This is a genomic window from Metapseudomonas otitidis (genome assembly GCF_011397855.1).
In the GTDB taxonomy this organism is placed as follows: domain Bacteria; phylum Pseudomonadota; class Gammaproteobacteria; order Pseudomonadales; family Pseudomonadaceae; genus Metapseudomonas; species Metapseudomonas otitidis.
In genome coordinates, this window is sequence record NZ_AP022642.1 from 299,766 (window position 1) to 324,478 (window position 24,713).

Sequence of the window (24,713 nt, forward strand, 5' to 3'; positions counted from 1 at the left end):
GAAAACCTCGGTTATGGTCTGATGGGTGCCTTCCCGCTTCTCCAGCGTAGACCCGGCGGAACGGTCCGGCGGTGAACCTACGCAGCGGCGGGAGGTCTGTGTAGCTCACGAAACAAGGAGATTCGTCATGAAGCTTGCGTACGCCCCCCTTGGCCTGGCGGCCCTGCTCTCGGCCTTTTCCGCGGCCGTTCTTGCGGACATGCCCCGCACGCCAGCACCCGAGGGTGCCAAGGTCTACTTCATCGAGCCCGCCAACGGCGCCACTGTGGACAAGACGTTTACCGTCAAGTTCGGTCTCAAGGGCATGGGCGTCGCGCCGGCAGGCGTGGATGCACCGGCGACCGGCCACCACCACCTGCTGATCGACCTGGATCAGGAGCCGGCGATGAACATGCCGCTGCCGATGACCGACAACCTCAAGCACTTCGGCAAGGGCCAGACCGAAACCGAAGTGACCCTGCCGCCGGGCAAGCACACCCTGCAACTGCTGGTGGGCGACAAGAACCACGTCCCGCTGGACCCGCCGGTGATCTCCGAGAAAATCACGGTCACCGTGAAATGAGCGTGAAAACGCACGCATGAGAAAGGGAGGCCGAGGCCTCCCTTTTTACTGTCCAGCTTCGTCGTCAGGGCTCGCGAGCTAGAGCGATACAAGGCGGGAATGGTCGAGAAGCGCGGAGTTTACGACAGTAAATGAGCACTTCGAGACCGTTCTCACGCCGCATCGTTGATGCACGTGAAATCGCAAGCACGAAAAAGGAGGCCTCCCTTTTTACTGTCCGGCTTCGTCGTCAGGGCTCGCGAGCCAGAGCGATACAAGGCGGGAATGGTGCGAGAGGCACGGCGTTCCCGGCTGTAAGTGAGCACGTCGAGGCCATTCTCACGGCGCATCGTTGATGCACGTGAAGTCGCAGGCACGAAAAAGGGAGGCCGAGGCCTCCCTTTTACTGTCCAGCTTCGTCGTCAGCGCTCGCGAGCTAGAGCGATACAAGGCGGGAATGGTCGAGAAGCGCGGAGTTTACGACTGTAAATGAGCACTTCGAGACCTTTCCCAACGCCGTATTGCCGACGCGCAGCAGCCCTGAGGTTAGAACAGGACGCGGCTGCGGATCGTGCCGTTGACGTGCTGCAGCTTCTCCAGCGCCAGGTCCGAGTACTCGGCGTCGACGTCGATCACCACGTAGCCGACCTTGTCGTTGGTCTGCAGGTACTGGCCGGAGATGTTGATGCCGTTGTCGGCGAACACCTTGTTGATCTCGCTCATCACACCCGGAATGTTCTGGTGAATGTGCAGCAGGCGGTGCTTGCCCGGGTGCGACGGCAGGGCCACTTCGGGGAAGTTCACGGAAGACACGGAGGTGCCGTTGTCGCTGTACTTCACCAGCTTCTCGGCCACTTCCAGGCCGATGTTGGCCTGGGCTTCGGCGGTGGAGCCGCCGATGTGCGGGGTCAGGATCACGCGGTCCAGGCCACGCAGCGGGCTGGCGAATTCCTCGTCGTTGGACTTGGGCTCCACCGGGAACACGTCGATGGCGGCGCCGATCAGGTGCTCGTCCTTGATGGCTTCGGCCAGGTGGTCCAGCTCGACCACGGTGCCGCGTGCGGCGTTGATCAGGATGCCGCCCTTCTTGATGGCGCGGATTTCCTTCTCGCCGATCATCCACTGGGTGGACGGCAGTTCCGGCACGTGCAGGGAGACGATGTCGCTCATGCCCAGCAGCTCGTGCAGGTTGCCCACCTGCTGAGCGTTGCCCAGGGGCAGCTTGGTGACCACGTCGTAGAAGTAGACCTGCATGCCCAGGGCCTCGGCGAGGACGGACAGCTGGGTGCCGATGGAGCCGTAGCCGACGATGCCGAGCTTCTTGCCACGGATCTCGAAGGAGTTGGCTGCGGACTTGATCCAGCCGCCACGGTGGCAGGAGGCGTTCTTCTCCGGAATGCCGCGCAGCAGCAGGATGGCCTCGGCCAGGACCAGCTCGGCGACCGAGCGGGTGTTGGAATAGGGGGCGTTGAACACCGCGATGCCACGGGCACGGGCGGCGTCGAGGTCGACCTGGTTGGTGCCGATGCAGAAGCAGCCCACGGCGATCAGTTTCTTCGCGCAGTCGAACACTTCTTCGGTCAGTTGGGTACGGGAGCGGATGCCGATGAAGTGGGCATCGGCGATCTTTTCCTTCAGCTCGTCACCCGAGAGCGCGCCCTTGAGGTACTCGATGTTGCTGTAGCCGGCGGCCTTCAGGGTGTCGACGGCGTTCTGGTGGACGCCTTCGAGGAGAAGGAACTTGATCTTGCTCTTTTCGAGAGAGGTCTTGCTCATCTGCGTACCTATTTGTCCCGGTAGTGAAGTCAGAAGCAGGCTGTGCGGCAGCTACCCCGTAAAACGCCTGTAAGGCATGATTCACGGGGTGCGTATGCTAGCATGCCTTCCTTTTTCCTTGCTCGGTTGCGACCTGAAACGTTCTCAGGGCGACCATGAATGATTCGAGAGTTCCTCTGATGACCAACGCCGCCCTGATCGAAGAACTGAAGACCCTGGTCGAACCCGGCAAGGTGCTGACCGACACCGCCTCCCTGGAGGCCTACGGTAAGGATTGGACCAAGCATTTCGCCCCGGCACCGACCGCCATCGTCTTCCCCAAGACCATCGAGCAGGTGCAGGCCATCGTGCGCTGGGCCAACCAGCACAAAGTGGCGCTGGTGCCGTCCGGCGGGCGTACCGGGCTCTCGGCCGCTGCGGTGGCGGCCAACGGCGAGGTGGTGGTGGCGTTCGACTACATGAACCAGATCCTCGCCTTCAACGAATACGACCGCACGGCGGTGTGCCAGCCGGGCGTGGTGACCGAGCAGCTGCAGAACTTCGCGGAAGAGAAGGACCTGTACTACCCGGTTGATTTCGCCTCGGCAGGTTCCAGCCAGATTGGCGGCAACATCGGTACCAATGCCGGCGGGATCAAGGTCATTCGTTACGGCATGACCCGCAACTGGGTGGCTGGCCTGAAGGTGGTCACCGGCACCGGCGAGCTGCTGGAGCTGAACCGCGACCTGATCAAGAACGCCACCGGCTATGACCTGCGCCAGCTGTTCATCGGCGCCGAGGGCACCCTGGGCTTCGTGGTCGAGGCCACCATGCGCCTGGATCGCGCGCCGAAGAACCTCACCGCCATGGTCCTCGGCACCCCGGATTTCGATTCGATCATGCCGGTGCTGCACGCCTTCCAGAACAAGCTGGACCTCACCGCCTTCGAATTCTTCTCCGACAAGGCCCTGGCCAAGGTGCTGGCCCGTGGTGACGTGCCGGCGGCCTTCGAGACGCCCTGCCCCTTCTATGCGCTGCTGGAGTTCGAGGCCACCACCGAGGAAGTCGCCAACGATGCCCTGGCCACCTTCGAGCACTGCGTCGAGCAGGGCTGGGTGCTGGACGGCGTGATGAGCCAGAGCGAGCAACAGCTGCAGAACCTGTGGAAGCTGCGCGAGTACATCTCCGAGACCATCTCCCACTGGACGCCGTACAAGAACGACATCTCGGTCACCGTCGGCCAGGTCCCGGCCTTCCTCCACGACATCGACCGCATCGTCGAGGCCAACTACCCCGACTTCGAAGTGGTCTGGTTCGGCCATATCGGCGACGGCAACCTGCACCTGAACATCCTCAAGCCGGATGCCCTGTCCAAGGATGAGTTCTTCGCCAAGTGCGCCACCGTGAACAAGTGGGTGTTCGAGACCGTGCAGAAGTACAACGGCTCGATCTCCGCCGAGCACGGCGTGGGCATGACCAAGCGCGACTACCTGGGCTACAGCCGTTCCGAGCCGGAGATCGCGATCATGAAGGCGATCAAGGCGGTGTTCGATCCGAACGGGATCATGAACCCCGGCAAGATCTTCAACTGACCAGGCAGGCGGTGGAGCGATCCACCGCCTGTTTCGTATTCACCGTTCAGGAGTCGGTTAATGAGCTACCAGCACCAGTACGTCGACGGCACCCGTATCCACTTCCCCCTCGGCAAGGTCGTATGCATCGGCCGCAACTACGCCGAGCACGCCAAGGAACTGAACAACCCGGTGCCCACAGAGCCGCTGCTGTTCATCAAGCCGGCGTCCAGCGTGGTGGCCATCGAGGGCGGGTTCTCCATTCCCGAGGACCGGGGTGCCGTGCACTACGAGGCGGAGATCGCCGTGCTGATCGGCAAGCCGCTGTCGCGCCACCCCAGCGTCGAAGAGGCCCGGGACGCCATTTCCGGCTTCGCCCCGGCGCTGGACCTGACCCTGCGTGACGTCCAGGCCAAGCTGAAGGAAAAGGGCTGGCCCTGGGAAGTCGCCAAGGCCTTCGACGGTGCCTGCGTGCTGGCGCCCTTCGTTCCGGGAGATGCCGTCGAGGCCCTGGACGACATCGGCATCCGCCTGACCATCAACGGCGAGGTGCGCCAGGACGGCAACAGCCGCGACATGCTCAACCCCATTCTTCCGTTGCTCCAGGCCATCAGCCAGCACTTCAGCCTGCAGCCGGGCGACGTGGTATTGACCGGCACGCCGGTCGGCGTCGGCCCGCTCAGCAAGGGCGATGCGCTGGTGCTGGAGCTGGTCGGCCACAGCACCTTCGAAAGCGGCGTCATCTGAAATTCACTGGCCGGGAACTTTTAGGCTGGCGTAGGATCAGACGGCCATTCGCCCGAAGCAGTCGTCGGCCATGAAGTTCCCCCGCACCCTCCGCTATTCCCTCCTGGGCGCCGCGCTGATCCTCGGTGGCGGCGCCCTGCGCTACCTGCACCTCGATGACCGTGCCCAGCTCTGGCTGAGCGAGCGCAACCTGAGCAAGGGCGAGCAGGCCGACAGCATCTGGCTGCCGGGCTACCGGGCGGTCCTCCAGGGCAAGCCGCTGGCGGGCCTGGAGAATGATGAAGCCTCGGACCTGGCCTACAACCCGGTGACGCGCACCCTGTTCACCGTGACCGGCAAGACGCCGATGCTGGTTGAAATCTCCCGCGAGGGTGACGTGCTGCGGCGCATCCCGCTCAACGGGTTCGCCAACCTCGAAGGCGTGGCGGTGCTGGAGAACGGCAATGTCGCCGTGACGGACGAACGCCGTCGCACCCTGTCGATCTTCACCCTCGATCCGCTAACCCGTGAGCTGGACGTCCACGACGCCGACGAGTTCGACCTGGGCTTTGCCGACTCCGGCAACAAGGGTTTCGAAGGCATCGCCTGGGATCCGGCCCAGGGGCGTTTGCTGTTGGGCAAGGAGCGTGAGCCCACCGCGATGTTCAGCCTTGCTTCCGATGGCAGCCGCAGCCTGGCGGGTGAACTCCAGCCCCTGCCCAGCTATGGGCTGGGCATGCGCAACCTGTCGGCCCTCAGTGTCGACCCGCGTACCGGGCACGTCCTGGCGCTGTCCGCGCAATCCAACCTGCTGCTGGAGCTGGACGAGGCCGGTGAGCCGGTGAGCTTCATCAGCCTGCTGGGTGGCTTCAATGGCCTGGAAAGCCGCATCCCCCGGGCCGAAGGCGTGGCCATGGATGAGGCCGGTGACATCTACATGGTCAGCGAGCCCAACCTGTTCTATGTCTTCCGCCGCAGCGAGCCTGAGGTAGCGGAGCGCGGTTGAGTCGCCCTGCCCGCTTAAGGTTCGCTTAAGGGGCTTTTAAGCCTCGTTTCAGCGCCCGGCCCTAGCCTGATCCCGTCAACCACACACCGATACGGGATCACAACCATGAACGCCAAATACCTTGCCCTGCTGATCGCCCCGCTGTTCTCCACCGCCGCCCTGGCGTCCACCTACACCGGCCCCGGCGCCAACCAGGCGATCACCACCGTCGCCGCTGCCATGCAGGCCAGCGACGATGCGACCGTTGTCCTCCAGGGGCAGATCGTCAAGCGCATCAAGGGCGATATCTACGAGTTCAAGGACGCCACCGGCACCATCAAGGTTGAGATCGACGACGAGGATTGGCCGACCCAGTCCATCGACGACAAGGCCACCGTGAAGCTCACCGGTGAGGTGGATCGCGACCTGATGGGCCGCGAGATCGACGTGGAGTTCGTCGAGCGGGTGAACTGATCGCTCACGCGGAGTCGTCTCCCCTCCCCAGGGCGCACCAGTGTGCGCCCTGCGTTCCATCCGGCGGCAGCGCTGTCATTGATCTGGGGAATGGCGTGTTCCGCCGGGAACATTCCTCAAGCCGAAGTGGGGTTCGCCTACAGCGGCCCCTTGAACCGAGTCACTACCATCGCCTCTCGCTCGAAGACTTAGTCATAGACCGACGAGGTGAGTCAGATGAATGTCCTGATACTCGGCCTGGGGTTGCGCGAGGATCGTTTCGTCCGTGAGCTGATTCATGAGGCGGGCACACGCTCCGGATTGGCCATCCATATTGTCGAGGACCTCTCCCTGCCTTCGCTTGAGCGCTGCGACCTGGTGGTGCTCTCCCCTGATTCCCCCTTCTCCCGCTATGCGACCGAACTGGGCCGCCGCAAGGGCCTGTCGTTGAAGGTCGTTCCTTTCATTGCCGATGGCGGCCCGCAGGACCCGCACCTCAGCTTCGCCAGTACGGTCGATGACCTTCTCCGTTTGGTCCGCCGTGCAGACAGGTCTTTCGACGGAACGCTGGTCGAGCAGCTCTGGGATATCGTCCGCCTGCAACTGGGCGGCTGCTACGTGCTCAGCGGCGCGCGCCACTCGCTCTATCTGGACTTCGATGCCGGGCGCTTCTGCGTGGAATCGGACACCGCGCCCAGTGCCTCGGAACTCCGTGCCCTGCTCCTGGAAGGCGGAACGCTGCTGGTTGCCCGGCACAAGCCCCAGGCAGAGCAGATCAACTGGCGCTCGCTGGGCGGACTGCTCTGGCAGGCCGGCCTTGCGCACCCCCGCTTGCTCAAGGGGTTGGATGGCGATGGGGCATTCTCCCTGACCAGCTGGCCCCTTCAGCCGTTGCGATCTGGCGCCTTGCAACTCGCGTCCCTGCTGAGGCGCGGTTACCTGAGCGTGGACCAGATGGCCCGGCACGTGAGTCTTGCCCGTGCGGATATCCATGGTTTGCTGAATGCCTGCGCACTGAGTGGCAAGTTGCAGCAGAGGAGCGCGGATGCCGCCAGCCAGATCTCGGGTATCGGCAGGGGGTTCTTCCAGCGCCTGCGCAGCACCTTGGGGCTGAGCCTGTGACCGTGGCGACTTACAAGATCCTCTTCCTCGGCGCGAGCGGTGCCGGCAAGACGACGGCCATCGGCAGCATCAGCAACACACCACCGGTACGCACCGAGGTGGCGAACAACGATCCGTCCTTGTCCAAGGCGTTGACCACCGTGGGCCTGGATTATGGGGAAGTCACCGCCCCGGGCCAGGGCGATCAGTTGATGCTCTACGGCTGCCCGGGCCAGCAGCGCTACGAATTCATGTGGGAGATCCTCGCCCGGGGCTCCCTGGGTGTGGTGATTCTCTGTGACAACCAGTCCGCGGACCCCCTGGATGAGCTGCGCCACTACCTGGATGTGCTGCAGCGCTACCTGGAGGGCGACGTGGCCGTCGTGATCGGGGTGGTCAAGATGGACCTCTCCCCGACCCCGGAGCTGGAGCGCTATGCGGAGGTCCTGGAGGCTCAGGGGCTCGCGTTCCCCGTGATGGGGGTGGATGTTCGTCAGCGTGACGAGGTGCTGCTCCTGCTCGAAGCAGTGGTCTGCCAGGTTGAGGCCCGTGCCCTGTTGGAAGGTGCCCATTGAAAGAGATGACGGACATGACCAGGCGCCTGCTGGAGCGCCTGATCAACCGGTTCCGCGAAGAAAACAGCGAGATACGGAGCCTGCTCCTGACCACCGAGGACGGCTTCGTGGTGACGGCCAGCCATCACGAGGGCGATGAGTATTCCCGCCGCCTGGCGGCCATGAGCAGCTCAGCCCAGGCCATCGGCCAGGCCATGCTGCGTGAGCTCGGTGCGAGGGACTACAAGCGCACCGTTCTGGAGAGCAGTGACCGGGTCGTGGTCCTGCTGTCCGTGCCTTTGCCCACCTCCATGCTGGTGCTGATGTCGGTGTCCACGAAAGACACCGCGCTGGGCCAGCAGCTCTGGAAGCTGGAGCGGTTGGTGACGAGCCTGGCTCAACTGACTGCAGATGCCTTTGAATCGTGAACCCAAGGAGTAAGGAAGACCCATGAGCAATCATCAGCAACTACTGGAAAGTCTGATCAGTGAAACCACTGGCTCCCTTTGTGCGGCACTGGTCGACAGCAACAGCGGCATGATCCTGGCGTCGGCGGGGAGCGGGCTGGACCTGGAGATCGCCGCAGCGGGCAACACGGAGGTGGTGCGCGCCAAGCTCAAGACCATGAAGCTGCTGGGCGTGAAGGACCAGATCGACGACATCCTCATCACGCTGGGCAAGCAGTATCACATCCTCTGCCCGATCTCCCGCTTCGAGGGCGTGTTCGTCTACTTCGTGCTGGACCGGTCCCAGGCCAACCTCGCGCTGGCGCGCCGAATGGTCCACGAAACCGGCGAGCGTCTTGACTGACATGCGATCGGCCCGCTCTTGAGCGGGCCGATCAGCTGGAGATGCATTCACACAGCCCCCTGCCAGCATGTGCCGGCAGGGGGCTGCTGGTTCAGGGCCTGGCGCTTTCGAAACCCTGCAGCACGTTGACGGCGTTGATGCCGATCTCCTCCACCGCATACCCCCCCTCCATCACGAACAGGGTCTGCAGGCCGAGCTGGCCGATGGCCTCGCCCATGCGCAGGTAGTCCGGGCTGTCCAGCTGGAACTGCGAGATCGGGTCTTCCTTGAAGGTATCCACCCCCAGCGACACCACCAGCGCGTCCGCGCCGTAGGCGGCGATGCGGCGGCAGGCATCGTTCAGCGCCTGGCCCCACACCGACCAGTCGCTGCCCGAGGCCAGCGGGTAGTTGACGTTGAACCCCTCGCCCACACCGGCCCCGCGCTCATCGGCAAAGCCGAGGAAGTACGGGTACTCGAAGCGCGGGTCGCCGTGGATCGAGGTGAAGAGCACGTCGGCACGGTCGTAGAAGATGTCCTGGGTGCCGTTGCCGTGGTGGTAGTCCACGTCGAGGATGGCCACCCGCTTGGCGCCGGCGTCCAGCAGGGCCTGGGCGGCGATGGCAGCGTTGTTCAGGTAGCAGTAGCCGCCCATGTAGTCGGCGGCGGCGTGGTGGCCCGGCGGGCGGCACAGGGAGAACACGCCCCGCGCGCCCTTGCGCAGTTCCGCCTGCCCGGTGAGGGCGACGTTGGCCGAGCTGGTGATGGCCTGCCAGGTGCCGGCGGTGATCGGCGCGCCGGCGTCGAAGGAGTAGTAGCCCAGGCGGCCGTCGATATCGGTGGGTTCGGTCTGGCGCAGGCGGCGGGTCGGCCAGGCGATGGGCAGCATGTCGTGGTTGCGGCCCTTGGCCTGCCAGTCGCTCCAGGCCGTGCGCAGGAAGTTCACGAAGCCCTCGCTGTGCACCCGCAGGATCGGCTCCAGGCCGAAATCGACAGGTGCTTGCACCGCGCCCAGGTTCACCGCACGGGCGCGGTCCAGCACCATGTCGGCGCGGCTGGGCTTCTCGAAGCAGGGGGTGAACTGGCCGCCGATGAGTTCGTGCTTGCCGTGGTGCAGGTGGTGGTCGTCGCTGTAGATGACGAGCATGTCGTGTCCTCCTTGGGGTCAGTGCTCGGAAAACTGCACCTGCGGCGCCGGACGGCGGAACCCGCGGGTGAAGACGGTGAGGTAGATGAAGCCGATGGCGAACCAGGCCAGGCCGAAGACCAGGGTCTGGTGGCTGAGGCTGGTCCACAGCCAGGCGATCAGGCCGAAGCCGACCAGTGGCACCAGCCCGTAGCGGAGCAGGTCGGCCGGGCCGTGGCGCTGGCCGTCCAGCAGGTGGGTGCGGATCACCGCCAGGTTCACCACCGAGAAGGCCACCAGGGCGCCGAAGCTGATCATCGAGGCCAGGGTGCCGAGGTCGATCACCACTGCCAGCAGGGAAATCAGCGACACCAGCAGGATCGCCAGGGTCGGTGTGTGGAAGCGCTGGGACAGGTGGGCGAACACCCGGCGCGGCAGGATGCCGTCGCGGCCCATGCTGTAGAGGATGCGCGACACCGAGGCCTGGGAGGCCAGGGCCGAGCCGGCCGCACCCGCCACGTAGGCAGCGGTGAAGAAGGCCTGGAGGAAGCCGCCCCCGGCCTTGAGCATCACCTCGGCGGCCGCGGCGTCGGCGTCCTGGAAGTGGCTGCCGGGGAACACCAGCTGGCTGACCATGGCCAGCAGGATGAACAGCACCCCCGCGCCCAGGGTGGTGATCAGGATCGCCCGGGGGATGTCCCGGCGCGGCTCGCGGGCCTCCTCGGCGAGGGTCGACACTGCGTCGAAACCGAGGAACGACAGGCAGAGGATCGCCGCGCCCGCCATCACCGGGGCGAAGCCCGCCTGGGAGCCATCACCCTGCCAGGGCGCCATCCAGTCGATCGGCGCGCCCCCCAGCAGGCGCCAGGCCATGGCCAGGAACACCACCACGAACACCAGCTGTGCGATCACGATCAGGTTGCTCATGCCCGATACCGAGCCGATGCCCAGCAGGTTGAGCACGGTGACCAGGCCGATGGCACCGACCACGAAGACCCAGGCCGGCACTTCGGGGAAAGCGATGTTGAGGAACAGGCCGATCACCAGGTAATTGATCATCGGCAGGAACAGGTAGTCGAGCAGCAGCGACCAGCCGGCGAGAAAGCCGATGCCGGGGCCGAAGCTGAGGCTGGCATAGGAGTAGGCCGAGCCTGCCACCGGGTAGCGGCGCACCATGAAGCCATAGGACAGCGCGGTGAACAGCATCGCCGCCAGGGTCACCACGTAGGCCAGGGCGGTGCGCCCGCCGGTGGTCTCGGTGACCACTCCGTAGGTGGTGAAGACCGTCAGCGGCACCATGTAGACCAGGCCGAAGAAGACCAGGGCCGGCAGCCCGAGGATGCGCCGCAGGCGGGTGCCCTGGGCGCTGTGGACGAAGGCTCCGCTGGCGGAGGCGGTGTCGAGGGTGGACGTGTTCATGGCAGTACCTCGCTGGGCAGCCTGCAGGGCAGGCCGCCAGTCTGGGGAATCGGCGGTTCGGGTCGGGTCCGGGACGATCCGGCGCGTCAGTCGGCGGGCAGTCCGCCGGTCAGCAGGAGGGTGGTGCGGGTCAGGCAAGGCATGGCGGTTTCTCTCTTTCTTCGATGGCCAGCGGGTGCGCCGCATCGGGCAACATCCTCGGGTGCGGCATGCACCGGCCTGTGCATGCCGTGCGGCGACCCGCCGAGGCGGGCCGCTGCGGGATCACTTCTTCAGCTTGGTCCACACCTTGCTGCGCAGGGACAGCGCCTTGGGCGAGCAGAGCTTGAAGGTCTTCAGGTGGTCCAGCTTGTCCTGCGGGGTGTTGATGGCCGGGTCATCGAACAGCTCCTTCTCCATGAACTGCTCGGAGCCGGCGACGGCGTTGTTGTACTTGGCGAAGTTGGAGGCTGCGGCGATGTTCTCCGGCTGCATCATCCAGTTGATGAAGGCGTGGGCCTCCTCGACGTTGACCGCGTCCTTGGGGATCACCAGGTTGTCGATGAAGACGTGGATGCCTTCCTTCGGATAGACGTAGACCAGGCTGTCGCGCTGGGCATGGGCGCGGTGGTAGGCACCGTTCCACTGCATGTGCATGGCGACTTCGCCGGCGGCCATGCGCTCGATCGTGCCGTCGCTGTTGTACATGGCCAGCAGCGGCTTCTGGCCCAGCAGCAGGTCCTGGATCTTCTTCGCGTCCTTCGGGTCCTCGGTGCACTGGTCGATGGACAGGTAGTGGGACGCGGCGATGTACAGGTCCTCTATGGAGTTCAGCGCCACCACCTTGCCCTTGAGTTCGGCCGGCGGTTCGAAGAAGGGCTTCCAGCTTTCCTCCAGCGTGCCGCCGGGCACCTGCTTGCTGTCGTAGCTGTAGCCGGTGGTGCCCCAGAGGTAGGGCACGCTGTAGTCGTGGGCGGGGTCGAAATCCAGGGTCTGGAAGTTGGGCTTGAGGTTCTTCAGGTTCGGCAGCTTGCTCTTGTCGAATTTCTGCAGCAGACCGTCCTGCACCATGATCTGGATGAAGCTGTCGGAGGGCACCACCACGTCGTAGGCGCCACCGCCGGCCTTCAGCTTGGCCAGCAGGGTCTCGTTGCTGTCGTAGGCGTCCAGGGTGGCCTTGATGCCGGTGTCCTGCTCGAACTTCTTCAGCAGCTCCGGCGGGTAGTAGTCGGACCAGTTGGCGAAGTGCAGGGTGCCGGCCGCCTGGGCGGTACCGGCCAGGCCGAGGGTCAGCAGCAAGGACAGGGCGAACGGTGGGGTACGGCTCATGTCGGGCTCCTTGGGCTCAGCGCTTGCGCTGGCCGATGTAGTAGGACAACGCAACGAACGCAATGGAGATCACCAGGATCAGTGAGGAAATGGCATTGATCTTCGGGGAAATGCCCATCCGGATGGAGCTGAAGATGTACACCGGCAGGGTCGTCGAGCCGGCCCCGGCGACGAAGTAGGTGATGACGAAATCGTCCATCGAGATGATGAAGGCCAGCATCGCCCCGGAGAGGATGCCGGGCATCAGCAGGGGGAAGGTCACCTTCCAGAAGGCCTTCCACGGCGAGGCGTAGAGGTCGGCGGCCGCCTCCCCGAGGCGCGGGTCCAGGCCCTCCAGGCGGGCGCGGATCGGCAGGTAGGCGAAGGGGATGCAGAACACCACGTGGGCGATGAGGATGGTGAACAGCGACAGCTTCAGGCCGATGAAGGCGAAGAACATCAGCGTGGCCACTGCAGTGACGATCTCCGGCACCAGCAGCGGCAGGCCCAGTACCCCGCTCATCAGCCCCTGGCCGCGGAAGGTGCGGCCGCGCATGCCCAGGGCTGCCAGGGTCGCCAGGGTGGTGGCGATCAGGGTGGCCAGGCTGGCGACGATCAGCGAATTCTTCGCGGCGCGGACGATCTCCGGGTCATTGGCCACCACCGCGTACCACTTCAGGCTGAAGCTCTCCCAGATGGTCGCCGACTGGCCACCGTTGAAGCTCAGCACCACCAGCACCAGGATCGGCACGTAGAGGAAGGCGAAGAACAGCCAGGCGACGGGGCGCACACCGGTGAAGCGCCACAGCGGGTTGCGCATGTTCATGGGTGGCCTCCGGCGGCGCCCTTGAAGCGCAGGCTGTAGAGCAGCATGGCCGCCAGCACGAAGCCGAGCAGGGCGAACGACAGGGCGGCACCCAGGGGCCAGTTGTGCGAGGCGCCGAACTGCAGCTGGATGAGGTTGCCGATCATCAGCGACTTACCGCCCCCCAGCAGCTCGGGAATGATGTAGTTGCCGAGCGAGGGGATGAACACCAGGATCACCCCGGCCATGATGCCCGGCATGGCCAGCGGCACGATGACCCGGCGCAGGGCGTGGAAGCGGTTGGCACCCAGGTCGAAGGCCGCCTCCACCAGGCGCCAGTCGAGCTTCTCCAGGCTGGTGTAGATGGGGAGCACCATGAACGGCAGGAAGGTGTAGAGCAGGCCGATGATCACCGCCGTGTCTGTGTAGAGGACGCCCAGCACCCCGTCGGTCAGGCCCAGGCCATGCAGGCCGCTGTCCACCAGGCCGCCGTTGCGCAGCAGCAGGATCCAGGCATAGACCCGCACCAGCAGGTTGGTCCAGAACGGCACGGTGACCAGGAACAGCAGCAGGTTGCGCCGGCGTTCGTCCTGCAGGGCCAGGTAGAGCGCCGTGGGGAAGCCGATCAGCAGGCAGCCGGCGGTGGTCATCACCGAGAGCCAGAAGGAGCGCTGGAAAATCTGCAGGTAGTCGGTGTTGAAGGCGAGGCTGTCGTCCAGGTCGCGCTCGTAGAGGAAGTTGATGTACGCCTCCAGCGAGTACTCGCCCCACTTCACGCCGCCGTAGTCGCCCGGCTGCAGGAAGGACACCAGCAGCATGATGCCCAGCGGCAACAGCAGGAACAGCACCAGGCAGAGCATGGCCGGCGACACCAGCGCCAGGCGGCGCCTCAGGTGCCGCGCCTCGGCCAGCACGCGCGGGCTGCTCATCGCGGCAGCACCCGGATGGCGGTGGGCGGGACCTGCACGCGCACGCGGGTGCCGGTGGCCAGGGCATCGCCCGCGCCGTCGCGGTTCTGCCGGCGGACGCGGAAGCCGCTCTGGCCGGCGACCCGCAGCAGGTAGAGGGTGTCGGTGCCGACGTAGACCACGGTTTCCACCTCGCCTTCGAGGTTCCCCGCCGCATCCAGCTCCACCCGCTCCGGGCGGATGGCCAGGGTCACCGGGCCACGGCGTTCGCCTTGCGCAAGGCCCAGGCGCTGGCCGTCGCCGAGCAGCAGGCCGCTCTCGCTGGCTTCGGCGTCGAGGAAGTTGGTCTCGCCGATGAAGTCGGCCACGGTGCGGTCCACCGGGGCTTCGTAGATTTCGGTGGGCGAGCCCACCTGCAGCACCTGCCCCTTGCTCATCACCGCGATGCGGTCGGACATGGTCAGGGCTTCTTCCTGGTCGTGGGTGACGAAGATGAAGGTGATGCCGGTCTCGTGCTGCAGGCGCTTGAGCTCGATCTGCATCTCCTTGCGCAGCTTCATGTCCAGTGCAGAGAGGGACTCATCCAGCAGCAGCACCTTGGGCTGGCTGGCCAGGGCACGGGCCAGGGCGATGCGCTGCTGCTGGCCGCCAGAGAGCTGGTCGGCGCGGCGCTTGCCCACGTCCGGCAGCTTCACCAGCTGCAGCATGCGTTGCACAGTGGCGTCGATCTCCGCGCGGGGGCGGCCCTGCATCTCCAGGCCGAAGGCGATGTTCTGCGCCACCGTCATGTGCGGGAACAGCGCGTAGCTCTGGAACACGGTATTGACCGGGCGGCGGAAGGGCGGCAGGTCCTGCATTTCCTCGCCGTAGAGGCGGATGGCACCGGAGGTGGGTTGCTCGAAGCCGGCGATCAGGCGCAGCAGGGTGGTCTTGCCGCAGCCGGAGGGTCCCAGGAGGGTGAAGAACTCGTTGGGGCGGATTTCCAGGGAGACCTCGTCCAGGGCGCGCACGCCGTGCCCCGGGTCGCCGAACTCCATGCACACTCGGTCGATGCTGATCGCGCTGGACATGCTGATCACACGCTCTAAGGGATTGTTCTTATTGGGGTTTGCGGGCGCTGCTGGCCACCCCTGATGGCTTCGATTCTGTCAGCGGCGAGGGAGGGCCAGAACGATAGAAACGGTCAAAAGGGGATAATTCCGGACAACCTGTCGAGGCCTTCTGCGCGTCCTACGCGGCGCGAAGGCGAGCGCCCGCGGCCGCGTAGGCGGGCGGTGACGGAATGGGTGGGCGGGCTTTTTCCGAGGGCGTCGGTCAGCGGCGATATTGGCTCGGCGGCTGGCCGCTCCAGCGCTGGAAAGCGTGGCGGAAGCTGGCGGTTTCGGCGTAGCCGAGCTGCTCGGCGATCAGGTAGATCGGCAGGTCCGTCTGCAGCAGCAGGTGGCGGGCCTTCTCGTAGCGCACCTGGTCGAGCAGGCGCTGGTAGCTGGTGTTCATGCGCTGCAGGTGGCGGCGCAGGGTGCGTTCGGAGCGGTGCAGGCGGCGGGCGATGCCGTCGAGGTTGATGTCCTCGGCGAGGTTGTCCTCCAGCTGCTCGCGGATCTGCTCCAGCACGTCGTGGCGCTGGGTGAGCTGGGCCGAGAGCCGCTGGCACTGCTGCAGCCCGTGGTGGCAGCTGACCGGGTCGGCCAGGGGCAGCGGGCGGTCCAGCAGGGAGGCGTTGAAGCACAGGGCGGTGTGGGCGGCGCCGAAGTCCACCGGGCAGCCGAGCCGCTCGGTGTAGGCCGCCGCATGCAGCGGCGGGCGATAGGGCAGCGCCACCCGGCGCGGGCGGATGGCCTCGCCGAGCAGGTCGCGGATCACCGTGAGCAGCGAGGTCAGGCACAGCTCGCTGTTGAACACCATCAGCTCCGGCGCATAGCGGTAGCGGGTGGCCACCAGGCGCGCTTCGGCGCCGTCCTCTTCCAGGGTCAGCTTGAAGTAGCTGCCGAGCAGCGCCGAGTGGGTCAGGGCCAGGTTCAGCGCGTCACGCAGGGTGCGGCTGGCGAGCATGGTGTAGCCGAGGATGCCGTAGGCGGAGACGTGCATCCGCAGGCCCAGGGACAGCCCCAGCGCCGGGTCGCGGGTGCAGGCCAGGGCATTGGCGAAGACGCGCAGTTCCTGGGCGTGGTTGATCAGCTTGTCAGGGGTGTCGAGATCGCGGCAGGCGACACCGCTGCCTTCCAGCAAGCGCGTGCGCGGCACCTCGTCGGCCAGTGCCTGGACCGCGAGTGCGACGGTGTGGAGGGTGGTCAGGACCCGTTCGGGTAGCAATGACGCCGCCATGGTTCGTCCCCTTTGGTAACGGTGGGGGCTGGTTCGTGCGCTGTGGGTGGGCATTAAGGTTGGTTTCAGGCATCACCCTGGCGCACTGCGGTATTCTCGCCGCGCCTCCTGAATCCCCTGAGTCCGTCCCGATGCGCTCCTTCCTGCGTCCCCGTTGGCTGGTTTCCGGCCTGTTGTTCTGTGTGTTCGTGGTGCTGGGCATCGCCGCCCAAGAGTTTCGCCTGTTCGAGCGAGGCTGGTTCAGCTTGCAAGAATGGCGCCACGCCTCGGAATGGCGGGAGCGCTCCATCTGGTTGCCTGACTATCAGGTGACGGTGGAGGCGCGCCCCATCGAGGGGCTGGATGCCGATGTGTCGGCGCTGACCTACGACCCGGAGCGCCACAGCCTGCTCACGGTGACCAACAAGCGTCCGCAGATCATCGAGCTCTCGCTGGACGGCCGCATCGTCCGGCGCATCGACCTGGACGGTTTCGGCGACCCAGAGGCCATCGAATACGTCGCGCCCGGCACCTACGTCATCACCGACGAGCGCCAGCAGCGGCTGATCAAGGTGAAGCTGGACGAGCACACCACCCGCGTCGATGCCGCCGAGTCCCAGCAGCTCTCCCTGGGCATCGGTCTGAACGGCAACAAGGGCTTCGAGGGCCTGGCCTACGACACGGCGGGCCAGCGCCTGTTCGTGGCCAAGGAGCGCGACCCGGTGCGCATCTACGAGATCCACGGCTTCCCCCACACCAACCCGGATAAGCCCTTCGCCGTGCACGTGGTGGATGACCCCGAGCGCGACGCCGGGCTGTTCGTTCGCGACCTGTCGAGCCTGCAATACGACGACCGCAGCGGCCATCTGCTGGCGCTGTCCGACGAGTCGCGGCTGGTGCTGGAAATCAACGCCGACGGCCGCCCCATCAGCACCCTGTCCCTGCTGCGCGGCATGCACGGGCTGAAGGCCAGCGTCCCCCAGGCGGAGGGCGTGGCGATGGATAACGAGGGGAACCTGTACCTGGTGAGCGAGCCGAACCTGTTCTACGTGTTCAGCTGGCCGGCCAGGGATTGAATCCGGGCGCCTCGGGAGAGGCGCCCGGACAGCCCCGTCAGTACCAGGGGCGTTCGACCAGGGGAAGGTCGAGGGATTTGTCGCGGTAGTTCGCCTGGGCGGTCTTGATGTCGCTGCGCAGGGTCTTGGCCTGCTGGACGAGGTCGTTCATTTCTGCCTCCGACGGGCTGTAGCCGGCCCCCGCCAGCAGCACCAGGGCCGTTTTGCCGTCCTGGTTGCCATCGGCCAGGGCCACGCTGGCCCAGATGAACGTCTGCTTGAAGTCGCGCTTGAGCAGGTTGAGGGCGGTGGCGTTGCTCTGGCCAAAGGCTGAGCCCGTGCGGGCGTCGGCATCGCACCAGGCCAGCACCTGTTCCGCCTGGGCGGGGTCGCCACGACCCATCTTGCGTTTCAGGGGCGGGGCAAACAGGCGGCAACCCAGTTCGGAAGCGAGTCGATCGCCTTTGGCGGATGTCTCGGCCAGCAGCGCGCGATAGTCGGCCTCGCTGATCAGGGCGCCCTCGCCATCGCCGATGGCACCGGCCAGGTAGAGCAGCTTCACCCGGGCGTTGCTATCGGCGTACTGCTCGAAGACGGCGCGGCGGCGGGCTTCATCCGCCAGCGCGGGGATGTGGCCGTCGAACAGACCCATGAGGATCGGCGGGTAGCCGTAGGGCCCGTGTTGCGCCAGGTATTCATAGGCCGTAACGACCTTCTCCGGGGCGAGCTTGCCCAGAGTGGGGTTTGCATAGAGGTTGGCCAGCCCCAGGTTGGCGTGCAGGCGGTGGCCTTCCACTGGGTCCTTCTCGGCGACTTCGAGCAGGAGGCGTTCGCCCTGGTCGACGTCCTGGCGGAACGGCGGGTTGCCGTTCAGCAGGGCCAGGCCCAGCAGCAGCTTGGCGGTGTAGGAGCCCTGGCTGGCGCCCTTTTCCAGGAAGTTCTTCGCCTGCTGCACGTCCACCTTCTGGCCGAACTGCGCGTCTTCGACGTAGCGGCTCAGCATGTAGGAGGCGTCGCCGTTGCCGTTGAGGGACGACTGGGTATAGAGCGCGAAGGCCTTGTTGTAGTCCTGGGCGACGCCGTCGCCACGCTCGTACATCTTGGCCAGCATGTACTGCGCACGGGGCTCCTTGTCTTCGGCAGCGCTCTCCAGCAGCTCATGGGCTTCCTGCAACTGCTGCGCAGCGGTGGTGTCGGGGCGGTAGAGGCTGATGGCCTTGTCGGTCTTCTCGATGGGGGTTTCGAAGCAGCCAGTCAGCAGGGCGCACAGCGCCAGGGGGATGAAGGTTTCCTTCTTCATGGCATTCCTTGAGGGGTGGGGGATGTATCGCGGCGCAGAGCCTAACAGAGCCTCAAGGCTGATGGCACTTTGATGGTCGATGGCGAGCGTCTGAAGACGCCGGTGCTGCAGGGCGGCCCGGCGCGTTGCGCGCCGGGCGCTGTTGGTCAGGCCTTGAGCGTCTTCACGCCTTCGGCGGTGCCGAGCAGCAGCAGGTCGGCCGGGCGGGCGGCGAAGAGGCCGTTGGTGACCACGCCGACGATGGCGTTGATCTGCGCTTCCAGGCTCTTCGGGTCGACGATGGAGAGGTTGTGCACGTCGAGGATTATGTTGCCGTTGTCGGTGACGACACCTTCGCGGTAGACCGGGTCGCCGCCCAGTTTCACCAGTTGGCGGGCCACGTGGCTGCGGGCCATGGGGATGACTTCCACCGGCAGCGGGAAGGCGCCGAGCACCGGCACCAGCTTGCTGGCGTCGGCGATGCAGATGAAGGTGCGTGCCACGGCGGCGACGATCTTCTCGCGGGTCAGTGCGGCACCGCCGCCCTTGATCAGGTTCAGGTGCTCGTCGCTCTCGTCGGCGCCGTCCACGTAGAACTCCAGGGCGTCCACGGTGTTCAGGTCGTAGACCGGGATGCCATGGCCCTTCAGGCGCTGCGCAGTGGCCTCGGAGCTGGCGACGGCGCCGTCGAAGGCCATCTTGTGGCGGGCCAGGGCGTCGATGAAGAAGTTGGCGGTGGAGCCGGTGCCGACGCCGATGACGCTTTTGCTGTCGATCAGCGGAAGGATGTGGTCGACGGCGGCCTGGGCGACGGCCTGCTTGAGCTGGTCCTGGTTCATGCGGGGGTCCACGTTGTGAGGGGTATCCGAGGGCGCGCAGTATAGCCGCTCGCCACGGCAAAACCCCGCATCCCGTGTGGTCGGTCGACGGACGCCTGCGGTAGACTCGCCGCTCCCGCCCCGCCCGCCAGTGAAGCCGTGATGCTCGAAGACTACGTCAAGAAGACCCTCACCTCGCGCGTTTATGACGTCGCGGTGGAAACCCCGCTGCAACGCGCGCCACGCCTGACCGAGCGCCTCGGCAACCAGGTGCTGCTCAAGCGCGAGGACCTGCAGCCGGTCTTCTCCTTCAAGATCCGCGGGGCCTACAACAAGCTGGCCCAGCTGTCCGCCGAGGAACTGGCCCGGGGCGTGGTCACTGCCTCGGCCGGCAATCACGCCCAGGGCCTGGCCCTGGCGGCCCGCGAGCTGGGTATCGAAGCCACCATCGTCATGCCGCGCACCACCCCCGAGCTGAAGGTCCAGGGCGTGCGCGCCCGGGGCGGCAAGGTGGTGCTGCACGGCGACGCCTTCCCCGAGGCGCTGGCCTATTCGCTGAAGCTGGTGGAGGAGAAGGGCTTCGTCTACATCCACCCCTACGACGACCCCCATGTGATCGCCGGGCAGGGCACCGTGGCGATGGAGATCCTCCGCCAGCACCCGGGGCGCCTGGACGCCATCTTCGTGCCGGTGGGCGGCGGCGGCCTGATCGCCGGCATTGCCGCCTACGTGAAGTACCTGCGCCCGGAAGTGAAGGTGATCGGCGTCGAGCCGGATGACTCCAACTGCCTGCAGGCCGCCATGGCCGCCGGCGAGCGAGTGGTGCTGGGCCAGGTCGGGCTGTTCGCCGATGGCGTGGCGGTGGCGCAGATCGGCCAGCACACCTTCGACATCTGCCGCCATCACGTCGATGAAGTGGTGACCGTCAGCACCGACGAGATCTGCGCGGCGATCAAGGACATCTACGACGACACCCGCTCCATCACCGAGCCCGCCGGCGCCCTGGCCGTGGCGGGCATCAAGCGCTACGTCGAGCGCGAGGGCATCGAGGGCCAGACCCTGGTGGCCATCGACTCCGGCGCCAACATCAACTTCGACCGCCTGCGCCACGTGGCCGAGCGCGCGGAGCTGGGCGAGAAGCGCGAGGCGATCATCGCGGTGACCATTCCCGAACGCCCGGGCAGCTTCAAGGCGTTCTGCGAGGCCATCGGCAAGCGCCAGATCACCGAGTTCAACTACCGCTACAACACCGACAACGAGGCGCACATCTTCGTCGGCGTGCAGACCCACCCGCTCAACGACCCCCGCGAGGCGCTGGTCAACGGCCTGCGCGAGCAGGGCTTCCCGGTGCTGGACCTGACCGACAACGAGCTGGCCAAGCTGCACATCCGCCACATGGTGGGCGGCCGTGCGCCCCGGGTGGAGGACGAGTCGATCTTCCGCTTCGAATTCCCCGAGCGTCCCGGTGCGCTGTTCAACTTCCTCGACAAGCTGGGCGGGCGCTGGAACATCACCCTGTTCCATTACCGCAACCACGGCGCCGCCGACGGCCGCGTGGTGGCGGGGCTGCAGGTGCCGGCGGATGAGCGCCACCTGGTGCCCGAGGCTCTTGCCGCCATCGGCTACCCCTACTGGGATGAAACGGAAAACCCGGCCTACCGGCTGTTCCTCAGCTGAGGCCGCAGACCGGGCGACTACACTGAGCCCGTCGCCCGATTGGAGGAAGGATGATGGACGCTGACCTGCTGCTGGGCCTCAACGGCCTGGCGATCGCCCTGCTGATGGCGGTGGCCCTCCTGCTGTTCTGGTTCGTCCTGCGAGCCTGGCACGGCGCCCTGCCAGGCTGGGCACCGAGCCCGCGCCAGGCCGCGCTGTTCGGCGTGCCGGCCTTGCTGCTGCTGGGCCTCGCTGCGCCGGTGTCCGGCTGGCTGGTGCTGGACCAGCGCGGCATTCCCCTGGGCCTGACCTGGGTACTGGGCAGCAGCCTGCTCTACCTGCTGGCTGGCATCGCCTGGCTGCTGGCCAGTCGCCGCCTGCTGGTGCTGCATGCCGGCCCGGCCGAACTGGCCGCCCCGCGCGGGCGCTTCCTCGGCTTCAGCCTTGGCTATGCCGCCCTGGGCCTGATCCTGCTGCTGGTGATCCTCGGCCTCATCCTCGTGCGGCCGGTCTGACTTGGCGTTCAACCGCATCCTGCTGGTGGGTGCCAGCGGTTTCATCGGCCAGCGTCTGCTGGCCGCTCTCCTTGGTGCGGGTCACAGCCTGGTGGCCACGTCGCGCACCGGCAGCGGGACTCCCTGCCCGGGCGTGGAGTGGCGCGCCCTCGACCTCGAGCGCTTGGCGGACGACCCCGACGGCTTCCCCTGGCCGGCGGGCGTGAACCTGGTGATCAACGCCGCCGGCGCGCTGTTGCCCGATTCCGCACGACTGGAAAGGCTGCAGGCGGATGGGCCCAAGGCTCTCTTCGACCTCGCGGCCCGCCATGGCGCGGCGGTGCTGCAGCTTTCCGCGCTGGGGGCGGGTGATCACCCGGATGTGCCCTTCCTGGCCAGCAAGGCGCGGGCGGATGCGCACCTGCTCGGCCTCGGCATACCCGCCGTGGTGCTGCGCCCGTCCCTGGTGCTGGGTGAAGGCGGCGCCAGCAGTGGCTGGCTGGAAGCCCTGGCCTGCCTGCCCGTCGCGCCCCTGCCGGATGTCGGCGCGCGCAGCCGCCCGGTGCATGTGGACGACCTGGCCGGCGCAGTACTGGCGCTGGTCCTCCACTGGCCGGCACAGCCCTGCGCTGTGCCGCTGGTGGGTCCCGACATCCTTACCCAGGGTGGCCTGCTGGACCTGCTCCGCCGTGTGCGCGGGCGTGGCCCCGGTCGCTGGCTGCGTCTGCCCGGTGCGCTCGCGGCGCTGGGCGCGCGGGCGGCTCGTGGGTTCGGCTGGCGGGCTCTCGACCCTCAACTGATGACCCTGGCACGGCGCGACAACCTCGCCGAGCCGGATGCCCTGGCGGCGCTCTGCGGCTATCGCGCGGTACCCCTGGCCCTGCGCCTGACGGGTGGCTGGCCGCAGCCGGAGCGGGTGATCACCCGCCTGATGCGCCCCGCGATGCTGGCCGTGCTGGCACTGATCTGGCTCGGGACGGCCTTCGTCTGCCTGGGGCCGGGGTACGACTGGGGGCTGCGCATCATGGCCGACATGGGCGTGAGCGGCTGGCCGGCGAGCCTGGCGGTGGTCAGCGGTTCGCTGCTGGATGCCGCGCTGGGGCTCGGGCTGCTGGTCCGTCGCTGGCGCGTGCGCGCCTTGCAGGCCCAGCTGGGCCTGATGCTGGTCTACACCCTGCTGATCACCCTGCTGCTGCCCCACTACTGGGCCGACCCCTACGCGGCGGTCGGCAAGAACCTGGTGCTCATGGTCGCCACCCTCTGGGTGCTGTGGCTGGAGCCCCCACCACGGACGCCTGCCCGATGAGTCTGTACCTGCTGCTGAAGACCCTGCACATCCTCTCCTCCACCCTGCTGTTCGGTACCGGGCTGGGGTCGGCCTACTACGCCCTGCGGGCCTGGCGCAGCCAACGGCTGGAGGTGATCGCGGTGACCTTCCGCCATCTGGTCACCGCCGACTGGCTGTTCATCGCCACCACGGCGGTGTTCCAGCCCCTCAGCGGGCTGGCGCTGGCGAAGGTGGCGGGCTGGCCGCTGAACCAGTTCTGGATTCTGTGGAGCGTGGGGCTCTACGTGTTCGCCGGGCTGTGCTGGCTGCCGGTGGTGTGGCTGCAGATCCGCGTGCGCGACATGGCCGCCCAGGCGCTGGCCGGCGGCCAGGCCCTGCCGGAGCGGGCCTTCCTCTATATGCGCATCTGGTTCGTGCTGGGCTGGCCGGCGTTCATCGCCTTCTTGGCGATCTTCTTCCTGATGGTGGCCAAGCCGCTCTGACGGGCCGCCGGGCGCGGCCCGCGTGGGTCAGCGCAGCGAGATCACCGCCCAGCCACGGGCCTGGGCCTCGGCACGCAGGCGGTCGTCCGGGTCGACGGCCACCGGGCGGCTGACCCGCTCCAGCAGGGGCATGTCGTTCACCGAGTCGCTGTAGAAGCTGGCGTCGTCCAGGCTCAGGCCGTTCTCCGCCAGCCAGCGCTCCAGGCGCACCACCTTGCCTTCGCGGAAGCACGGCACGTCGGTGCTGCGGCCGGTGTAGCGGCCGTCCACCACCTCGCACTCGGTGGCCAGCAGGTCGTCCACGCCCAGGCGCTCGGCGATCGGGCCGGTGATGAAGCGGTTGGTGGCAGTGATGATCACCAGGCGGTCGCCGGCGGCGCGGTGCTCGGCCAGCAGTGCCTCGCCCTTGGCCAGCAGGATCGGCTCGATGCGGTCGCGCATGAACTCACGGTGCCAGGTGGCCAGCTGCTCCAGGTCGTGGCGGCCGAGGATCTCCTGGCAGAAGTCCTGGTAGGCCTGTACGTCGAGGGTGCCGGCCAGGTAGTCCTGGTAGAAGGCGTCGTTGCGCGCCCGGTAGGTGGAGGCGTCCACCAGGCCGCGTTCGCAGAGGTACTCGCCCCAGGCGTGGTCGCTGTCGCCGCCGAGGAGGGTGTTGTCGAGGTCGAAAAGGGCCAGGCGCACGTCTATCACCTTGCTGGAAGCTGCCGAAGGCCGCGCAGGATACCCCCTTTTCCGGGGGCTGCCCATTGCGTGAACAGCCCGCATTGCCGCGTTTACAGGCTTTGTGGAACAATGCCGCGACATGCGCAAGCGAGGTTGTCCGCTGTGATCGATCCCGATGGTTTCCGCCCTAATGTCGGCATCATTCTCGCCAATGATGTCGGGCAGGTGCTGTGGGCGCGACGCATCAATCAGGACGCCTGGCAGTTCCCCCAGGGGGGCATCAACCCGCGCGAAACGCCCGAAGAAGCGCTGTTCCGCGAATTGAACGAAGAAGTCGGCCTCGAAGAGCAGGATGTGAAGATCCTGGCATGCACCCGTGGCTGGCTGCGCTATCGTCTGCCGCAGCGCCTGGTGCGCACGCACAGCCAACCGCTGTGCATCGGCCAGAAGCAGAAGTGGTTCCTGTTGCGCCTGAAGTCCGATGAGACCCGGGTGCGCATGGACCTGACCGGCAAGCCCGAGTTCGATGGGTGGCGCTGGGTCAGCTACTGGTACCCGCTTGGACAGGTCGTGACCTTCAAGCGAGAAGTCTATCGTCGCGCCCTCAAGGAACTCGCCCCGCGCCTGCTGGCGCAAGACTGACCCGGAGAAAGG

26 protein-coding genes are annotated in these 24,713 nt (G+C 66.5%); 15 read left to right on the top strand and 11 right to left on the bottom strand.

The genetic code is table 11. From position 1 onward, the window contains the following. The first annotated feature begins 127 nt into the window (after positions 1-127). On the top strand, positions 128-562 hold the full coding sequence (locus tag PotMrB4_RS01495; RefSeq protein WP_172432324.1) for a DUF4399 domain-containing protein: 435 nt from the start codon (positions 128-130) through the stop codon (positions 560-562). Between the two features lie 525 nt (positions 563-1,087). Here the strand turns inward: PotMrB4_RS01495 and serA are convergent. Then, a complete protein-coding gene (gene serA / locus PotMrB4_RS01500; RefSeq protein WP_044402243.1) occupies positions 1,088-2,317 on the bottom strand; it encodes a phosphoglycerate dehydrogenase in 1,230 nt (409 codons plus the stop codon). Between the two features lie 179 nt (positions 2,318-2,496). Between serA and PotMrB4_RS01505 the strand changes: the two genes are divergently transcribed. The 8 genes from PotMrB4_RS01505 to PotMrB4_RS01540 all read left to right on the top strand — a co-directional run bounded on the left by PotMrB4_RS01505 (position 2,497) and on the right by PotMrB4_RS01540 (position 8,496). Next, entirely contained in the window at positions 2,497-3,888 is a 1,392-nt protein-coding gene (locus tag PotMrB4_RS01505) for an FAD-binding oxidoreductase (RefSeq protein ID WP_172432325.1), read from the top strand. A 60-nt stretch (positions 3,889-3,948) separates the two neighbouring features. Beyond that, a complete protein-coding gene (locus tag PotMrB4_RS01510; RefSeq protein ID WP_172432326.1) occupies positions 3,949-4,614 on the top strand; it encodes a fumarylacetoacetate hydrolase family protein in 666 nt (221 codons plus the stop codon). Between the two features lie 70 nt (positions 4,615-4,684). Further along, entirely contained in the window at positions 4,685-5,599 is a 915-nt protein-coding gene (locus tag PotMrB4_RS01515) for an SdiA-regulated domain-containing protein (RefSeq protein WP_172432327.1), read from the top strand. 105 nt (positions 5,600-5,704) lie between these two features. Further along, entirely contained in the window at positions 5,705-6,052 is a 348-nt protein-coding gene (locus PotMrB4_RS01520; RefSeq protein WP_142012912.1) for a NirD/YgiW/YdeI family stress tolerance protein, read from the top strand. Positions 6,053-6,268: 216 nt separating this feature from the next. Then, on the top strand, positions 6,269-7,153 hold the full coding sequence (locus PotMrB4_RS01525; RefSeq protein ID WP_172432328.1) for a hypothetical protein: 885 nt from the start codon (positions 6,269-6,271) through the stop codon (positions 7,151-7,153). A gap of 2 nt (positions 7,154-7,155) precedes the next feature. Continuing rightward, positions 7,156-7,707: a GTP-binding protein gene (locus PotMrB4_RS01530; protein WP_160479920.1), complete on the top strand. Its 552-nt coding sequence runs from the start codon at positions 7,156-7,158 to the stop codon at positions 7,705-7,707. A 14-nt stretch (positions 7,708-7,721) separates the two neighbouring features. Beyond that, complete coding sequence (locus PotMrB4_RS01535) at positions 7,722-8,114, top strand: roadblock/LC7 domain-containing protein (protein ID WP_044402258.1); 393 nt, start codon at positions 7,722-7,724, stop codon at positions 8,112-8,114. A 22-nt stretch (positions 8,115-8,136) separates the two neighbouring features. Beyond that, positions 8,137-8,496 (top strand): hypothetical protein, encoded by a 360-nt coding sequence (locus tag PotMrB4_RS01540; RefSeq protein WP_044402260.1) that lies wholly within the window; start codon positions 8,137-8,139, stop codon positions 8,494-8,496. A gap of 91 nt (positions 8,497-8,587) precedes the next feature. On the opposite strand, the gene PotMrB4_RS01545 is transcribed toward PotMrB4_RS01540, so the two are convergent. From PotMrB4_RS01545 to PotMrB4_RS01575, 7 genes are all read right to left on the bottom strand, one after another. Then, positions 8,588-9,622, bottom strand: coding sequence for a histone deacetylase family protein (locus PotMrB4_RS01545; RefSeq protein WP_172432329.1), 1,035 nt, complete (start codon positions 9,620-9,622; stop codon positions 8,588-8,590). An 18-nt stretch (positions 9,623-9,640) separates the two neighbouring features. After that, on the bottom strand, positions 9,641-11,020 hold the full coding sequence (locus tag PotMrB4_RS01550; protein ID WP_172432330.1) for an APC family permease: 1,380 nt from the start codon (positions 11,018-11,020) through the stop codon (positions 9,641-9,643). Between the two features lie 264 nt (positions 11,021-11,284). Further along, entirely contained in the window at positions 11,285-12,328 is a 1,044-nt protein-coding gene (locus PotMrB4_RS01555) for an ABC transporter substrate-binding protein (protein ID WP_172432331.1), read from the bottom strand. Positions 12,329-12,344: 16 nt separating this feature from the next. Beyond that, positions 12,345-13,133, bottom strand: a complete 789-nt coding sequence (locus tag PotMrB4_RS01560; RefSeq protein ID WP_044402266.1) for an ABC transporter permease — start codon at positions 13,131-13,133, stop codon at positions 12,345-12,347. Next, entirely contained in the window at positions 13,130-14,041 is a 912-nt protein-coding gene (locus PotMrB4_RS01565; RefSeq protein ID WP_044402268.1) for an ABC transporter permease, read from the bottom strand. Before PotMrB4_RS01565 ends, PotMrB4_RS01560 begins: the two co-directional genes overlap by 4 nt. Beyond that, the gene (locus tag PotMrB4_RS01570; RefSeq protein ID WP_172432332.1) at positions 14,038-15,090 is read right to left on the bottom strand and encodes an ABC transporter ATP-binding protein; all 1,053 of its coding nucleotides are present in this window, start codon (positions 15,088-15,090) and stop codon (positions 14,038-14,040) included. Before PotMrB4_RS01570 ends, PotMrB4_RS01565 begins: the two co-directional genes overlap by 4 nt. A gap of 244 nt (positions 15,091-15,334) precedes the next feature. Further along, positions 15,335-16,345 carry an AraC family transcriptional regulator gene (locus tag PotMrB4_RS01575; RefSeq protein ID WP_044402271.1) on the bottom strand — a complete coding sequence of 337 codons (1,011 nt, stop codon included), beginning with the start codon at positions 16,343-16,345 and terminating at the stop codon, positions 15,335-15,337. A gap of 131 nt (positions 16,346-16,476) precedes the next feature. Between PotMrB4_RS01575 and PotMrB4_RS01580 the strand changes: the two genes are divergently transcribed. Further along, positions 16,477-17,400, top strand: a complete 924-nt coding sequence (locus tag PotMrB4_RS01580; protein ID WP_172432333.1) for an SdiA-regulated domain-containing protein — start codon at positions 16,477-16,479, stop codon at positions 17,398-17,400. 37 nt (positions 17,401-17,437) lie between these two features. On the opposite strand, the gene PotMrB4_RS01585 is transcribed toward PotMrB4_RS01580, so the two are convergent. Then, positions 17,438-18,679 (bottom strand): tetratricopeptide repeat protein, encoded by a 1,242-nt coding sequence (locus PotMrB4_RS01585; RefSeq protein ID WP_172432334.1) that lies wholly within the window; start codon positions 18,677-18,679, stop codon positions 17,438-17,440. 146 nt (positions 18,680-18,825) lie between these two features. Continuing rightward, the gene (rpiA, locus tag PotMrB4_RS01590) at positions 18,826-19,497 is read right to left on the bottom strand and encodes a ribose-5-phosphate isomerase RpiA (protein WP_172432335.1); all 672 of its coding nucleotides are present in this window, start codon (positions 19,495-19,497) and stop codon (positions 18,826-18,828) included. A gap of 141 nt (positions 19,498-19,638) precedes the next feature. On the opposite strand from rpiA, the gene ilvA reads away from it, so the two are divergent. Genes ilvA through PotMrB4_RS01610 form a run of 4 tightly spaced genes read left to right on the top strand, consistent with a single transcriptional unit; the run spans position 19,639 to position 23,396 of the window. Next, positions 19,639-21,153: a threonine ammonia-lyase, biosynthetic gene (gene ilvA, locus PotMrB4_RS01595; RefSeq protein WP_232060781.1), complete on the top strand. Its 1,515-nt coding sequence runs from the start codon at positions 19,639-19,641 to the stop codon at positions 21,151-21,153. 53 nt (positions 21,154-21,206) lie between these two features. Continuing rightward, positions 21,207-21,647, top strand: a complete 441-nt coding sequence (locus tag PotMrB4_RS01600) for a DUF2269 family protein (protein WP_044402283.1) — start codon at positions 21,207-21,209, stop codon at positions 21,645-21,647. A gap of 1 nt (position 21,648) precedes the next feature. Next, positions 21,649-22,932, top strand: a complete 1,284-nt coding sequence (locus PotMrB4_RS01605) for an SDR family oxidoreductase (RefSeq protein WP_172432336.1) — start codon at positions 21,649-21,651, stop codon at positions 22,930-22,932. Further along, positions 22,929-23,396, top strand: coding sequence for a DUF2269 family protein (locus tag PotMrB4_RS01610; RefSeq protein ID WP_172432337.1), 468 nt, complete (start codon positions 22,929-22,931; stop codon positions 23,394-23,396). Before PotMrB4_RS01605 ends, PotMrB4_RS01610 begins: the two co-directional genes overlap by 4 nt. A gap of 27 nt (positions 23,397-23,423) precedes the next feature. Here PotMrB4_RS01610 and PotMrB4_RS01615 read toward each other — a convergent pair whose 3' ends face one another. After that, complete coding sequence (locus PotMrB4_RS01615; RefSeq protein ID WP_074967129.1) at positions 23,424-24,077, bottom strand: histidinol-phosphatase; 654 nt, start codon at positions 24,075-24,077, stop codon at positions 23,424-23,426. Positions 24,078-24,221: 144 nt separating this feature from the next. On the opposite strand from PotMrB4_RS01615, the gene PotMrB4_RS01620 reads away from it, so the two are divergent. Continuing rightward, on the top strand, positions 24,222-24,701 hold the full coding sequence (locus PotMrB4_RS01620; RefSeq protein WP_044402295.1) for an RNA pyrophosphohydrolase: 480 nt from the start codon (positions 24,222-24,224) through the stop codon (positions 24,699-24,701). Positions 24,702-24,713 lie beyond the last annotated feature (12 nt).